General features: G+C 55.1%; 13 protein-coding genes. 8 read left to right on the top strand and 5 right to left on the bottom strand.

The genetic code is table 11. The features are described 5' to 3' along the window. Positions 1-8: 8 nt before the first annotated feature. Positions 9-347, bottom strand: a complete 339-nt coding sequence (locus KI367_RS27100) for a hypothetical protein (protein WP_052147290.1) — start codon at positions 345-347, stop codon at positions 9-11. Positions 348-504: 157 nt separating this feature from the next. Beyond that, positions 505-1,686, bottom strand: coding sequence for a MalY/PatB family protein (locus tag KI367_RS05640; protein WP_212948255.1), 1,182 nt, complete (start codon positions 1,684-1,686; stop codon positions 505-507). Positions 1,687-1,828: 142 nt separating this feature from the next. On the opposite strand from KI367_RS05640, the gene KI367_RS05635 reads away from it, so the two are divergent. Beyond that, positions 1,829-2,461 carry a TraX family protein gene (locus tag KI367_RS05635; protein WP_036713895.1) on the top strand — a complete coding sequence of 211 codons (633 nt, stop codon included), beginning with the start codon at positions 1,829-1,831 and terminating at the stop codon, positions 2,459-2,461. Here KI367_RS05635 and KI367_RS05630 read toward each other — a convergent pair. Beyond that, positions 2,419-2,841: a hypothetical protein gene (locus KI367_RS05630; RefSeq protein ID WP_246536661.1), complete on the bottom strand. Its 423-nt coding sequence runs from the start codon at positions 2,839-2,841 to the stop codon at positions 2,419-2,421. The genes KI367_RS05635 and KI367_RS05630 overlap by 43 nt on opposite strands. 167 nt (positions 2,842-3,008) lie before the next feature. Here KI367_RS05630 and KI367_RS05625 point away from each other — a divergent pair, with 167 nt between their 5' ends. Beyond that, on the top strand, positions 3,009-4,361 hold the full coding sequence (locus KI367_RS05625) for a copper resistance CopC family protein (protein ID WP_212948253.1): 1,353 nt from the start codon (positions 3,009-3,011) through the stop codon (positions 4,359-4,361). 80 nt (positions 4,362-4,441) lie between these two features. Here the strand turns inward: KI367_RS05625 and KI367_RS05620 are convergent, their stop codons facing one another. Further along, a complete protein-coding gene (locus KI367_RS05620; protein ID WP_212948252.1) occupies positions 4,442-5,185 on the bottom strand; it encodes an SDR family NAD(P)-dependent oxidoreductase in 744 nt (247 codons plus the stop codon). Between the two features lie 238 nt (positions 5,186-5,423). On the opposite strand from KI367_RS05620, the gene KI367_RS05615 reads away from it, so the two are divergent. The 6 genes from KI367_RS05615 to KI367_RS05590 all read left to right on the top strand — a co-directional run bounded on the left by KI367_RS05615 (position 5,424) and on the right by KI367_RS05590 (position 13,846). Next, complete coding sequence (locus KI367_RS05615) at positions 5,424-7,088, top strand: extracellular solute-binding protein (protein WP_212948250.1); 1,665 nt, start codon at positions 5,424-5,426, stop codon at positions 7,086-7,088. 120 nt (positions 7,089-7,208) lie between these two features. Beyond that, on the top strand, positions 7,209-8,114 hold the full coding sequence (locus KI367_RS05610) for an ABC transporter permease (protein ID WP_036715603.1): 906 nt from the start codon (positions 7,209-7,211) through the stop codon (positions 8,112-8,114). A 21-nt stretch (positions 8,115-8,135) separates the two neighbouring features. Next, a complete protein-coding gene (locus KI367_RS05605; protein ID WP_036715606.1) occupies positions 8,136-9,014 on the top strand; it encodes a carbohydrate ABC transporter permease in 879 nt (292 codons plus the stop codon). A gap of 35 nt (positions 9,015-9,049) precedes the next feature. Beyond that, positions 9,050-10,780, top strand: a complete 1,731-nt coding sequence (locus KI367_RS05600; protein WP_212948248.1) for a sensor histidine kinase — start codon at positions 9,050-9,052, stop codon at positions 10,778-10,780. Between the two features lie 13 nt (positions 10,781-10,793). Beyond that, a complete protein-coding gene (locus KI367_RS05595) occupies positions 10,794-12,464 on the top strand; it encodes a response regulator transcription factor (RefSeq protein WP_212948246.1) in 1,671 nt (556 codons plus the stop codon). An 83-nt stretch (positions 12,465-12,547) separates the two neighbouring features. Further along, the gene (locus tag KI367_RS05590) at positions 12,548-13,846 is read left to right on the top strand and encodes a Gfo/Idh/MocA family protein (protein ID WP_212948239.1); all 1,299 of its coding nucleotides are present in this window, start codon (positions 12,548-12,550) and stop codon (positions 13,844-13,846) included. A gap of 205 nt (positions 13,847-14,051) precedes the next feature. Here KI367_RS05590 and KI367_RS05585 read toward each other — a convergent pair whose 3' ends face one another. Then, complete coding sequence (locus tag KI367_RS05585; RefSeq protein ID WP_036710951.1) at positions 14,052-14,525, bottom strand: helical membrane plugin domain-containing protein; 474 nt, start codon at positions 14,523-14,525, stop codon at positions 14,052-14,054. Positions 14,526-14,541: the final 16 nt, after the last annotated feature.

Raw genomic sequence — 14,541 nt, 5'->3', positions numbered from 1 at the left:
ACCGAGACCTATTCGACCTCCGGGTGTTGGGATTTGTAGTCGTTGATCAGTTTCCGGACCTTGATCGAGTTCACGCTGATGTCCTCGGACGTGATTTGGCCCGCGAGCATTTTTACGTTGGATACCTGCATTTGAATCATGCTGTCCACAAGGTTGTCCAGCAGCGTGACGCTGGATTTCGTCGTTTCCTCCATTTTGTCCTGCAGCTCCGTTTTCGCGCTGTTCACGGAAAATAACGCCACGAAAATGTTGGGAATGATGACCATGAGACTGACAATGATCATGAGTCTGGTGCGCAGTCTTTTGATCTTAAAGAGGCGCAAAACTCCCTTGAGTTGTTTTTTCAAAAAGATTCCCCCAAAAATATATGTATGTTGTGGTCCCTTGAAGAGTTCACCTCCTATATTTCGACAAAAACAGTGCTAATTTTCATAGCGCAAATAAAAAAAGAGAATTCGGTCTTGACCGAATTCTCCAACGCCCCTTTGATCAGGCAGGGTTCTTCTATGGCAATTGCCGCCATTCCTTCATCGCCGCGTTCAGCCGTTCCATCGCTTCGGCGACGGTCGCTTTCGGGCAAGCGACGTTCATGCGCATGAATCCTTCCCCGCCTTGGCCAAAAGCTCCGCCGTTGTTCAGAGCCAGCTTCGCTTTGGCCAGCAGGAAAGCGGAAAGCTCGTCCTGATCCATGCCGAGGGCACGGAAATCGAGCCATAGCAGATAGGTCGCTTCCGGTTTCCGTACCTTAATTTCCGGCATATGCGTTTCGACGTAGTTTATCACGTAATCCATGTTCTGCTGCAGGTAAACCAAAACCTCGTCCAGCCATTCGCGTCCCCCGGTGTAGGCCGCTTGCGCCGCCGTGCTGCCGAGGGCGCTGATCGATCCCACATGGTAAAGCCGGAGCGCGCTTTGGAAGGCGCTGCGGATGTCCGGATCCGGAATGATGATGTTGGACGTGTTCAATCCGGCAATGTTAAAGGTTTTGCTTGGCGACGTACAGATGATGGATCTCTTTTTGGCGTCTTCGGAGATCAGGGCGAGCGGCGTGTGGGCCTCCGCTTCGAAAACCAGGTCCGCATGGATCTCGTCGGAGACGATCAGCACGTCATGGCGCACGCAAAGCGTCACCAACGCTTCCAGCTCTTCGCGCGTCCATACCCGTCCGACCGGATTGTGGGGGCTGCACAGAATGAGCATTTTGATTTGCCCGCCTTGCAAAATCTCTTCCAGGCCCTTCAAATCCATGGAATAATGGCCGTTTTCGGATAGGAGCGGGTTGATGACCAGCTCGCGTCCATGCTCTTCCACGACGCTGTGAAACGGAGGGTAAACGGGCGGCTGAATCACCACTTTGTCTCCCGGAGCGGTAAAGGCCTGGACCGCAAAGCTTAACGCAGGCACGACGCCTGGGCAAAAGACGATCCAATCGGTGTCGATTTCCCAGCCATGGCGCTCTTTCATCCATCCGGCCACGGCCCCCTTATATTCGTCCGTTTGCATGGTATAACCGAATACCCCATGCTCGACGCGCTCCTTAAGCGCGGAGATGACGGATGGCGGGGATTCGAAATCCATGTCCGCCACCCACATCGGCAGCGCGTCCGCCGTACCGAAAATATGTTTCATGCCGTCCCACTTTTCGCAGCCGGTCATGTGTCGCGATATCGGTTTGTCAAAATTCAAAATGTTGCCCTCCTCGAAGATAAGTAGAAGAAAATAAAACGTTCATGCCTATATTATATCAGAGGGGAACTTGGAGAAAGAGCCGCAGCCAAGTAAAATAGGTTTAGATTCAAACTTTGTCCGGCAAGGGAGAGGAGTCGTTTTGCAGCTGATTGCCATGCTGACCATGCTCATGGATCATATCGGCATCGTATTTTTCGAAGACCGGCTTTGGCTGCGGATGGTCGGCCGGGCGGCATTTCCGATTTATGCCTACGCCCTCGTTCAAGGGCATCGCTATACGAAGTCGCCATCCCGATATTTGGTCAGGCTGTTCGTGCTGGCCTTATTGTCGCAAGTGCCTTACCAGCTGGCCCTGAATCCGGGAGGGATGAACGTCGTCGCTACCCTGTTCATGGCTGCGGCCGTGATGCAGGCGCTTGACCGCACGTCCCGGGTTTGGGCCAAGGTTGGCATCGTGCTTGGCGCCGGGGCGGTCATGCAGCTTTTTCCGTTTGATTACGGTTGTTACGGGCTGCTTCTTGTCTTGTCCTTCCGCTATTTTGCATCCGAACGCCTTCTTTTTATCCATTTGCTGCTGAATTTGGTTTACATGCTCGTTTACGGGCTCGGCGGCATGCTGCAGATGCTGAGCATTGTGCCGACGCTGGTTCTCGTCTATGGGCCGGCCGCATGGAAGAGGCTTGAGGAATTCCGGGTGCGCAAATGGGTGTGGCGTTCCTTTTATCCCCTTCATTTGCTGACGCTAGCCGCCTTGGAAGGGGCCGCATGGTAGCCGACCGGAAAAATGCCTTCGATTTTATTCAGCGGGAACAGAATCCGGGAAGGAAACTTCCCTTTGGCCTGTACTTCGACAAAATCGGTCCCGATTTGCACCAGGCGGATGCTGGAGAAAGCTTTCCCCGTTTTGAAGGTCGTCCTAAGGCCGACCCGGACGGTCCGGGCAGCAGGTTTAACGTCGAAGACCCGGATCGACTGCAGGCTTAGCGGGACGAACAATTCGCCTGAAACCTGGATGAAATTTCTTTTGAAGACGCGCTGCAATTTTCCGGGCTCAAGCCCCAAACCTTCGCCGTTGATTTCCGCCAGATGGCCCGTCAATTGGGCAAGCCGCTGCTGGAGCGTGATGTTTTTCCTCCGTTTGAGTATCGACAAGGAAATCCCCTCCGTTTCGTGTTTGTTCTATTGTATGAGCTCCTTTTTGGGCGGGTGAGGGGTGAAGAGGCTCCCGGGGAAAAAAGACGAAGGGTGAAATTTTCCATTTCCGGCAATGCTACTACGGGAAGGTGCAGCTAGCGAAGCCGGGAGGGAAGGAGAACAACGTGAAAAAGGATTCCGAGAACCTGAAACTTTGGGCTTTGGAAGGCCCCAGCATTCAAATCGATCCGACGTTTCCGTACTATCAGAACCGTTCCAGGGACAGCGTCGCCGAGGAAATCGAGCTTGCCGGTTACCGGACGGTCCATTACTTCGTCGTGAAGGAAACGGCGGTCGACGGCGAACTGATCGATTGCCTGCACCGGCGGGGCATCGCCGTCTGGGCGCTTGTGATCGGCAACGGGACGTTTTCGACCGCGGGTTTGCCTCCGGAATGGCCGTCCTGGAAAATGGGGCTGATGAAGGAGTTGAACGACGGGTTCGTACGGTTTTCCCCGTTTTCGGAAGCGTACGTGCAGTGGAAAAAAGAAGCCGTGGCGCGGATGCTCCGCGACTATCCGTTTGACGGCATCGAAGTCGCGGAGCCGTATTTCCCCGAATGGGACGGCCTCCGCCGCGGGGTCTACGGGGACATCGGGCCAGCGGCGCAGCAGGCTTTCAAAGAAAAATACGGTTTTGACGTTCCCGAGTTCGCGAACAGGTTCGCGGCCAATTATTATAAAAAAACGCCGGACATTTACGCCAAATGGATCGATTTCCGCGTGGACGCCGTCAATGCACTCATCGATGAAATCATTAACGGCCGCGGCGGGGCGCGCGATTCCCGTCCCGATGCCCTGGTGGCCACCTGGTCGCTTGCCGTGGACGGCGGAGCCGTCTCCACGTTAAGGCTGAAGGAATGGCAGGGGCTCGACGCCATTTCCATGATCGGCAAGGTCAAACCGGACCTGCACATGCTGCAGACGCATTGGCCGGATTGGATGAAACGCGGGCTCAAAGCGGAATACGTCCGGTCGTACGAAAGTTTTGCCGCGCCGATCCGCGCCGCGTATCCCGAGCTTCCGCTCGGCATCCAGGCGGATGTCGGCTCCAGGGCCAATATGGTTAAAAGCCGGAAGTGGCTGAACGCGTTCCAAAACACGGTCTACGATCTGGGATACCATACCTGGACGGCCTATGAATATCATTTGGGCGGGTACATGTACGAGGAACCTCCCGAGCCTCTGACGGCGGTCGTCCATGGCGCCGCGGACGTGACCGTATCCTTCAACAAACGGCTCGATCCCGAATCCTCCGGCGTCATCGTGCTGGATGAACACGAAGGGCAATGGGGCGAGATCCAGCCCGCGGAGAGCCATGTCGACGGGAACAGGCTGCGGCTGCGATTTCCCCGGCTGCCCGAGCGGCGGCCTTTTCAGATCGAGCTGCGGCAGGTAAAGGATACGCCGTCGCTGTGGCACGTCAAAGGCAAACGGCCGAACGAAACGCCGCCGGGGACCCGAATCCTCGTCAAATGAAAACGAAAACGGCTTGGCGCCATGAATCCTGAACATGAAAGAGCGCCGGGAATCGACCGATTCCCGGCGCTTTTATTCGTTTATTGGGCGGTATATCCGCCGTCCACCAGCAGGCTGGCGCCCGTTACGAACGAGGCGTCGTCGCTGGCAAGGAACAGGACGGCTTTGGCCACCTCTTCCGGCGTTCCGAGACGGCCGATCGGATGCAGATCGACCAGCTTCTGCTTCTCCTCCGGCGGCAGCACTTTAAGCAGCGGCGTTTCGATATAGCCGGGGCATACCGCGTTGACGCGGATACCTCTGGAGGCATATTGGATGCCGAGGGTTTGGGTCAGCATGACCACGCCGCCTTTCGACGAGCCGTAGGCGGTGACCCCAGCTTTCGCGGCATGGCCGTGTATGGAGGCGGTGTTGACGATCGCGCCGCCGGTTCCCTGCTTCAGCATTTGAATGAGAGCATATTTGTCGGAGAGAAAAACGCCCGTCAAATTGACGTCGATCGTCTTCTGCCACTTTTCCAGCGATAGCCGGTCGGCGGGATCGTCATTGGCGACGCCGGCATTCGCGAACATGATGTCCAGCTTGCCGAAGGCGTGCACCGTGTGCTCGATGAGCTCCTGGATCTGGTCTTCCTTCGTGACGTCGACCTTGAAGAAGATGGCCTGATGGCCGTCGTCCCGCAGCCGCTTGGCATGTTCTTCCCCCGCTTCGGAAAAATCGGCGATCACGACGCTGGCGCCTTCCTCCGCGAACAATCTCGACGTCGCCTGGCCGATCCCGCTGGCGCCGCCGGTAACAATGGCCGATTTGCCGGATAGTTTCATACGTTAAACGCTCCTTTGCAGACATGGATATCAGTATTTTTCTTCCCTTATCATGGCCTGCTTTTGAAATAATATCCTGCCGGGGCCCTCCGGCCAGCAACAGTTGTATACGGAAGTAAAGACCGGTATATAGCCCCTGCCCGGCGGCGCTACCTATAATAAGGATAGAAACAATCATGAAAGGCATCATCAAGGGATTTCAACAAAATCGGTAATTCCAAACATGGGAGGGTCATTTGTGCAAAAAATACGTAAAATCGGGCTGGCGCTGACGCTGATCCTGAGCCTGGGCGTCACGGCCTGCAGCAGCAAAACGGCGGATACCGGATCGGCGGAGCCAAAAGCGGCCGGGCAGCCGGCGGCTGCCAAGGAAGGCGGAGTCATCGAAATTTCGACCGTGCGCGCGCAAGACCCGTATCTGAAGTTTGACGAAGGGGAGAATTTCGACAAAAACGCCGTGTACGACGCGTATGAAAAAGACATCGGCGTCCGCATCAAAAACCAATGGGTCGTCGACGGCACCGTGGACCGGCCGCAGTTCCAGGAAAAGCTGAAGATGGCCATCACCACCAACGACATTCCCGATTTCTTCCCGGCGACCCCGGCTCAAGTGCAGCAGCTGATCGAGGCGGACATGATCCAGGATCTGACGAGCGTATACGATCAATACGCCAGCGACGAAACGAAGGAGTTCATGCAAAAGGACGGCGGCCTGCAGATGAAGTCCGGCACCTTCGACGGCAAGCTGATGGCGATCCCGCAGACGGGCAACCCGTTTGCTCCGCAGCTCGTATGGGTGCGTTCGGACTGGCTCAAAAAGCTGAACCTGCCTGAACCGAAGACGATGCAGGATTTGATGAACATCATGGAAGCTTTCGCGACCAAAGATCCGGGCGGTACGGGAAAATCCTACGGCATCGCCCTGAACAAAAAATTCGACGAGGGCGCGCTGGGACTGGTCGGTTTCCTGAACGGCTACCATGCGTATTTGAACCAATGGATCGACGACGGAAACGGCGGATTGATGTACAGCGACATCCAGCCCCAGATGAAGGAAGCGCTGCGCGGCCTGCAGGACATGTTCAAAAAAGGCCTGATCGATCCGGAATTCGCCGTCAAGGATATGCAAAAGGAGTCCGAACTGATCTTCAGCAACAAAATCGGCGTGCTGTACGGCGCGGAATGGACGCCGGCCCATCTGGCCCAAGGCGCCGTCAAAGACGGGAAAGTCGTTCAGGAATGGAGCGTATACCGCTTACCTTCCATTGACGGCACGGAAGCTTCCACGCAGATCGAGCTTGGCACGAACAGCTATTACGTCGTATCCAAAAAGGCCAAACATCCGGAAGCGCTGATCAAGCTGCTGAATCAGTGGATCGCTATAGACAATCATCAAACGACTCCGGAGCAAAAGGTGTATGAATTTGGTAAAGATCTGAAGGAAAAAGGGAACAACTACTGGCTGCTGAATCCGGTCATGGCGTTCAACCTGACGAGCGACAACGGCGACGTGCTGCCGAAAGCGATCGAAACGAAGGATGCCGGCTTGCCGAAAACGAAGGACCAAAAAACGCGCTTCGAGCGCGCGATGAAATACGTCAACGGCGAAGATATCAGCATGTGGTGGGAATATCTGATTTCCGGACCTAAAGGAGCGGTATCAAACATCCCGTACCTCAAGGAGCATAATCTCTTCCATCAGAACAAGTTCTACGGCGCGCCGACGCCGACGATGGTGGAAAAACGGGAAATTTCGAACCGCAAGCGCGACGAAATTTTCCTGAAAATCATTATGAACCAAGTGCCGATCGACGAATTCGACAAGTTCGTCGAAGAGTGGAAAAAGCTTGGCGGCGATGACATCACGAAAGAAGTCAACGAGTGGTACGCGAAAAACAAGTAATCGGCTTGGAAGCTTGAAGGAGTCAATCAATTCGACAACGACGACGGTAAGATCATTCGCGGGGAATCGGAAATCGATTCCCCCCTTTTTCTAATTCGACTTGAAGCAGGTGACGCATGTATGAATCAACTCGCACGCAGATGGAAGCGCGAATGGCCGCTGCATTTCATGGTGGTTCCCGCATTGATTTTCCTTGTCCTATTCAGTTACATCCCGATGGCCGGCGTCCTGATGGCATTTCAGAAATACATCCCGACCAAAGGCCTGTTCGGCTCCCCGATGGTGGGTTTGAAGCATTTTAAGTATTTGCTCGATTACCCGGATATCGGCCGGATCGTGTTTAATACCCTGTATATCGCGACGATGAAAATCATCGCGGGGCTTGTCGTGCCGATCACGATCGCGATTTTGCTGAACGAGCTGCGCCAGGAATGGATGAAGCGTACGTTCCAAACGATGGTCTATTTGCCGCATTTTTTGTCCTGGGTCCTGCTGAGCGGGATCATCATCGACGTGTTGTCCCCGTCGACGGGCATTATCAATCAAATTTTGGGGCTGTTCGGCGCCAAGCCGATTTTTTTCCTCGGGGACAACAAATGGTTTCCTTACGTGATGGTCATTACCGATGTGTGGAAGGAGTTCGGCTTCGGCACGATCATTTACCTGGCGGCGCTGACGAACATCAATCCGTCGCTTTATGAAGCAGCCGAAATCGACGGGGCGGGACGCTGGAAACAGACCATAAACGTTACGCTGCCCGGCATGATGCCGATCATCATACTGATGCTGACGCTGAATATCGGCAACGTGCTGAACGCAGGTTTCGATCAAATTTTCAACCTGTACAGCCCGCAAGTGTACGAAAGCGGGGACGTGATCGACACCTTCGTGTACCGGATGGGGATCGAGCAGGCGCAATACGGGTTTGCGACCGCCGTCGGACTGCTCAAATCGGTCGTGTCCTTCATCCTGATCTCGGTATCGTACGTCATGGCTTACCGCTTCGCCAATTACCGCATTTTCTAGAAAAGGAGAACAGTCATACTTATGAAAAAGTCATTGGGCAGACGGCTGTTTCTGGGCTGCAACCTCGTTTTTCTCGCGCTGCTGTCGCTGATGTGCCTCATGCCGATCCTTCATATTTTGTCCATTTCGTTCAGCTCGGGTTCGGCCGCTTCGGCCGGCAAGGTGCTTCTCTGGCCCGTGGAATTCACGCCGGCGGCTTACCAGAACGTATTCGGCAAACCCGAATACCTGCGGGCGTTTTGGGTTACGATTCAGCGGGTCGTGCTGGGCACGGCGATCAGCATGTTCCTGACCATTCTGACGGCGTACCCGCTCTCCAAAGAAACGCATCAATTCGGGATGCGCACCTTTTACGCCTGGATTTTCGTGTTTACGATCCTGTTCAACGGCGGATTAATTCCGTGGTACATGACGATCAAAGCCGTGGGCCTCATCGATTCGATCTGGGCGCTGGTGCTGCCGGGCGCGGTGCAGGTGTTTAATATCATTTTGCTGCTGAATTTCTACCGCAACCTGCCGAAGGAATTGGAGGAGTCGTCCCGAATCGACGGCGCGGGCCACTTCACGACGCTGTGGAAAATCTATGCGCCGCTGTCGCTTCCCGCACTGGCCACCACCGGGCTGTTCACGATCGTCTGGCATTGGAACAGCTGGTTCGACGGCATGATTCTCATGAACCATCCCGACCATTATCCGCTGCAAACTTTTTTGCAATCGATTATCATCAAAATGGACCTCCGCTTCTTGAAGTCCCAGGACATCGAGCTGATGCAGAAGCTGTCCGACCGGACGAGCAAGGCCGCGCAAATTTTCGTCGCCGCTTTCCCGATCCTGGTCATCTATCCGGTGCTTCAAAGGTTTTTCATTAAAGGAATTGTGATGGGGAGCGTCAAAGAATAATAGTTCCGGCAATCTCAACTAACGGGGGACAACCGATGAAGCTGTTATTCCGAATGAAAGATTCCTCGATTTTTATGAAAATGATGGCGGTGTTCCTGATCGTTCTGCTCCCCCTCATGATGGTTACCTGGTTTATCAACGAGCGGGGGGCGAGCAGCATCCAGACGGAAATTTCCCGCTCCACCTTGAATACGGCCGGCTTTTACCTCGATTCGCTCGATAAAGAGGTTGAGCGCATCATGCAGTATTTGCCCAATTACGTCATGGACAACGATTTGATGGAGCTTGCGGCCATCGGGACGAATATGACGGATTACGAGCGAGCCCAAAGCATCACGCTGATCCAAAAACGCCTCGACCTGATGAAAAACTCGAGCCCGTTCATTCGGGAATCCAAGGCCTACGTGCCGATGATCGGGCGCACGCTGCTCAGCGTGAAATACGAGACGGGGATCAATGAAGCGGAATACGCGGCGATGCAGCATGACGGGCCGTTTTACGTCGAGCCGTTCGTCTATTGGAACGACCGCTTGTTCCTCACGATGTCCTACCCTACGAACACGTTCCGGGATCCTTTATATATGGTGGGCATCGAATTATCCACGGCCAAAATCAAGGAAGCGCTGCAGCAAATCGCGGGTTCGCCCGGCGGCGAAAGCATGCTCCTGAACGTGGAGCGGGGCTGGGTGATCGGCAGCGACGAAAAACCCGAACTGCAGGATGCGCTCAAAGACTTTATTTTTCAGAAGCAGTCGAAAGGAACCAAGCAGGGTTATGAGATGGTCCGGTTCAACGACGGGCGTTACCTTACCGTTTTTAAATACTCCGACGTGTGGAAGTCCTATTCCGTCACCTGCATTCCCGAATCGGCGGTACTCGGACCGATCCAGACGTACAGACGATGGTTTTTATGGGCATGCGGCCTTGCGGTCGGGGTAGGGGCGTTTTTCTCCTATTCGCTTATCAAGCTGATGTACCGTCCGTTAATGAGGCTGATCCACGGTTTCAAACGGGTGCAAAAGCTGGAGCTTATCCCGCTGACCATCGATCGAAGGCGGGACGAATTCGGTTATTTGTACCAGGCCTTCAACGACACGGTCCATTCGCTGAAGACGCTGATCGAGCAAAATTACGAGCAGCAGATCCGGAATCAGCGCTCGGAGCTGAAGCGGCTGCAATCGCAGATCAATCCGCATTTTTTGTACAACTGTTTTTTTGTGCTGTGCAGGCTGATCAAGTCCGACAAAAAGGAGAAAGCTTACCAGTTTTGCCTTTATATCGGTGAATATTTCCAATTTATTACACAGGATGACGAAGATATTATTCCGCTTGAGCTCGAGATCCAGCATTCGCGCACTTACGTCGACATGCAAACCGTTTGCTACGGCGATCGCATCCAGGTCCGTTTCGAAGCAGCGGCGCTTCCGCTGCGGGTTCCGCGCCTCATTCTCCAGCCGATTATCGAAAACGCCTATAAACATGGCATCGGCGGGATGGCGGGCAGAGGCGATCTCCGCGTTTACAGCGAGCAGGGGAAAGACCGATTCACGATCTGCGTCGAGGATAACGGAAACAGCCTAGACGAGGAGAAGCTGGAACAACTGCGGATCCGGTTGGCCCATGCCGGGGACCGCATGGATGAAACGACGGGGCTGATCAACGTGCATCGGCGAATTCAGCTTCATTACGGAAAGGAATACGGGCTTGAAGTATCACGATCTTCGCTGGGCGGACTGAAGGTGCTTATACATCTTGGCATGGAATAAGGAGGAATCGGTTATGCGTAGGCTTTTGATCGTAGACGATTTGCCGATCATCGTTGACGGTTTGTTGGAATTGTTCCAATCGACGGAGCATTTGGAGCTCGACGTGTTGAAAGCGTATTCGGGCGAAGAAGCGCTCCGGTTGATGCGGGAGGGGCCGGTCGACATCGTCATTTCCGACATTAAAATGCCCGGATTGGAAGGCATCGAGCTGCTGCAGATCATTCAGGCCGATTGGCCTGCCTGCAAGGTGATTTTCCTGACGGGATACAACGACTTTCATTATATCCGGAGCGCGATGGCTTACGGAGGGTTCGATTATATCCTGAAGGTGGAAAGCGACGACAAGATCATCGCTTCCGTGGAGCGGGCCCTCGAAAAGCTGGAGGAGGAGGGAAAACACCTTCGGATGCTGGAGCGGGCCAACAGGCGGATGCGCGAGGCGCTCCCCCTGCTCCAAAAAGAGTATATCTGGGACCTGCTTCAAGGCAAGCAGGAGACTCCCGAGGAGCTTGCGCGCCATTTCGAGGAGCTTGGCATTTTGCTTCGGGCGGACCGGCCCGTCCTGCTGCTGCTTGGAAGGGTGGATACGTGGAAGGAATCGTATACGCCCATGGACAAAGCGCTGCTGCTTTACGGCATTCAAAACATTGCGAAAGAATACGCCGGAGCCGGCATGACATGTTATTCCTGCGTTTACGAAAACTCCCGCATCATATGGCTGCTGCAGCCTTGGGAGGAGGAAGGCGCCGGGGAGCCGGATGCCTGGAAGGCGGGGTACGGCCATATCAGCGGGTTGCTGGACACCATTCAGCAGACCTGCCGGCGCCTGCTGCGCGTGTGGGTATCTTTTGCGATCAGCAGCGAGCCGACGGCGCTGCCTTCCATCTCGGAGCGCTTCCATTTGCTGAAATATTGTTTCGTCTACGGACTCGGCCTGTCCCCTTCCGTCATCGTCTCCGACGTGGACTTGCTGAAGATGCAGGAAGGCGGGGAAGGCAAAAACGATTACTGCCACCATGCCCGGCTGCAGCTCCTCCAGCGCTGTCTCGAAAACAAGCACCGGGAAGAGTTCAACAAGCTGTATCTTCATCTGACGTCCGTCTGGACCGACGATGCCCATGCCTATGGACGCAAGATGGAGTTGTATCACTCGATGGCGGCGATGTTTCTGTCGATGATGGACCAGAATGAAGAGTTCAAGCAGGAAGCGTCAAAAACCCTGGACACGATGCTGCTCTACCGGAAGGATGAAGGCATCGCCTGGCCGGACGTCAAGCAGTATTTTTGGAATTTGGCCGACTGTTATTTTGCGAAGCGGGAGGAGCAGGGCGAGGAAGTGCCAAGCGATCTGGTCAAACGGGTGCACCGTTACATCGAGGAGCATTTGGCGCGCGACATTTCGCTGATTGCGATCGCGGAGCATGTCGGGCTCAACCCTTCCTATCTTTCGCGGTTGTATAAGCAGCTGACGGGAATCGGCTTGTCCGACTATATCAACGAATACCGCAACCTGAAAGCCAAGGAATGGCTGCTGAACAGCACGATGAAAGTGGGCGAAATCGCGGGGGAGCTCGGCTACAATTCGGCTTTGGCGTTCATCCGCTTTTTCAAAAAGCAGAACCAGGCGACGCCCCAGGAATACCGTCTGCAGCGCCAGGCAAGGGAAGTCAACAATAGTATATGAATGTACGGAAATGTCTCTTTCGGGCCTTGCGCATGGTGGCGTACAATCAGGGCATTGCATCACCATAACGAGGAGGAACCCGCGTGAAGACATTAACAGCCGTATTGCTTGGAGCAGGGAGCCGGGGACGGTATATTTACGGGCCTTATGCCGAGAAACATCCGGAGGAGTTAAAAATCGTAGCGGTCGCGGAGCCACACGAGGAGCGCCGGCGGCGAATCGCGGAAATCCATGGTATCGCGCCCGAAAACGTTTATGCGTCATGGGAGCATGCTTTCGAAAACGGGCGGATCGCGGACGTCATGATCATCAGCACGCTGGACCACCTGCATTTTGAGCCGGCGATGAAGGCGCTTGAACTGGGTTATCATATTTTGCTGGAGAAGCCGATGTCGCCCGTGCCTGAAGAATGCATCCGGATCGAGCAGGCGGCCATCGCCCGCAAGCGGGTGCTGACGGTCAGCCACGTGCTGCGCTATTCGCCGTTTTGGTCCGGCATCAAGCGCTGCATCGAAGCCGGGGAAATCGGCGCCGTCGCGACGATCCAGCATGCGGAATTCGTCGGCTACCGGCATATGACGCACAGCTACGTGCGCGGCAACTGGCGGAATTCGGCCGAAACGAGCCCGATGATTCTGGCCAAGTCCTGCCATGACCTGGACATCATTTCCTGGCTGATCGACCAGCCGTGCACCAGCGTCAGCTCCTTCGGATCGCTGCTGCATTTCCGCAAGGAGCATGCGCCCGCCGGTTCGACCGACCGGTGCACGGACGGCTGCCGGGTGGAAAAGGAGTGCCCGTTCTCGGCGCTGAAGCTGTATAACCAGCCTCCGGAACATCCATGGGCGCGGTACATTACTCATGACCTGTCCCCCGAAGGGATCATGAAGGCTTTAAAGGAGGGGCCGTTCGGGCGCTGCGTTTACCGCTGCGATAACAACGTTGTCGACCACCAGGTCGTCAACATGGAGTTCGCGGGCGGGGCCAACGCGACGTTTACGCTGTCGGGCTTTACCGAAAGGGAAGTGCGCAGCGTACGGATCATGGGCACGAAAGGAGAGATCTACGGCGACATGGAGGAAGGAACCTATACGCTTCGCCGCTTTGCCGGCGGGGAGAAGATCGTGTTCCATTGCGGCGTTGCCGGGGACGGCCACGGCGGGGGAGACGATCGGATGGTCGCGGATTTCCTTCGCCAGGTGCGGGAGCACGGGGACGGCTCCGGCGCGGCGCTCACTTCGGCGACGGCTTCGCTGCGGAGCCATTTGATCGCGTTTGCCGCGGAGGAATCGCGGCTTCACGAAGGGAAATCCGTCAAACTGGCGGAACTCGTTCAGCGGGCGGCGGCCGGTGCCGATGAGATGTTAGGCCTTCCGTCATAAAATTTTAAGGAAACTTGAAGGTTATTTTCATCTAATTTTAAGAATCGGCTTCTATAATGAAGCCATACCCCTTTTATAAATATATTTCTTGTGCCCTGGAGTCCGCTGCTCCGGGGTATGTTTTTATACGCGGCAACAAAAAAGAGCCTCCGATTCGGTCGAAGGCTCTTTTTCTATTTAACTTGCAAATCGATTTCAGCTCTGTCTAATCGCCAAGCTCCTTGCCCATCCCTTTCAGGAAGCGCAGGCCGAAGCCGATGGCGCGGTTGACGTCGGGATCCTTCAAGGCGCTCATCAGGGAAAATACGGTCACCTTTTTGTCCTGCGGCTTGCTTGCTTCCTCGAGCCCTTTGGCCACGCTGCCGAGCAGCTTGGAGGTCTGTTCCGGGTCGATCTGGGCCAACGCTCCGGCCGCCGCCATCCCGTTGTTGATCATGTTCGTCACTTCGGGACGCTTCAATTGATGCAGGGCGATTTCGGCGACCTTGGCTTTCGCTTTCAGAAGCGCCTCGGCCGCCTCCAGCACGCCGCTGCCGTACAGCTCGCTGAGAACGTCGATCGCTTTGTCGATCGCCTGTTCATGCTCCGCCAGGGAGTCCTTGAGCTGGTCGAGAGACTGCTGTTTGACTTCTTCTTCGGTTAAAACTTTCTTTTTGATAAACGATATAGGTTCGGCCATGTTCGTTCCCCCTTCC

The organism is Paenibacillus cookii (assembly GCF_018333375.1).
Lineage (GTDB): Bacteria > Bacillota > Bacilli > Paenibacillales > Paenibacillaceae > Paenibacillus_AQ > Paenibacillus_AQ cookii.
This window is presented reverse-complemented; position numbering and strand designations above follow the sequence as displayed.

What these genes read in the sequence shown, in the direction of transcription:
- KI367_RS05620 (WP_212948252.1), bottom strand. Translation starts at nt 5,185, where the DNA reads ATGAAACTATCCGGCAAATCGGCCATTGTTACCGGCGGCGCCAGCGGG.
- KI367_RS05610 (WP_036715603.1), top strand. Translation starts at nt 7,209, where the DNA reads ATGAATCAACTCGCACGCAGATGGAAGCGCGAATGGCCGCTGCATTTC.
- KI367_RS05605 (WP_036715606.1), top strand. Translation starts at nt 8,136, where the DNA reads ATGAAAAAGTCATTGGGCAGACGGCTGTTTCTGGGCTGCAACCTCGTT.
- KI367_RS05600 (WP_212948248.1), top strand. Translation starts at nt 9,050, where the DNA reads ATGAAGCTGTTATTCCGAATGAAAGATTCCTCGATTTTTATGAAAATG.
- KI367_RS05595 (WP_212948246.1), top strand. Translation starts at nt 10,794, where the DNA reads ATGCGTAGGCTTTTGATCGTAGACGATTTGCCGATCATCGTTGACGGT.
- KI367_RS05585 (WP_036710951.1), bottom strand. Translation starts at nt 14,525, where the DNA reads ATGGCCGAACCTATATCGTTTATCAAAAAGAAAGTTTTAACCGAAGAA.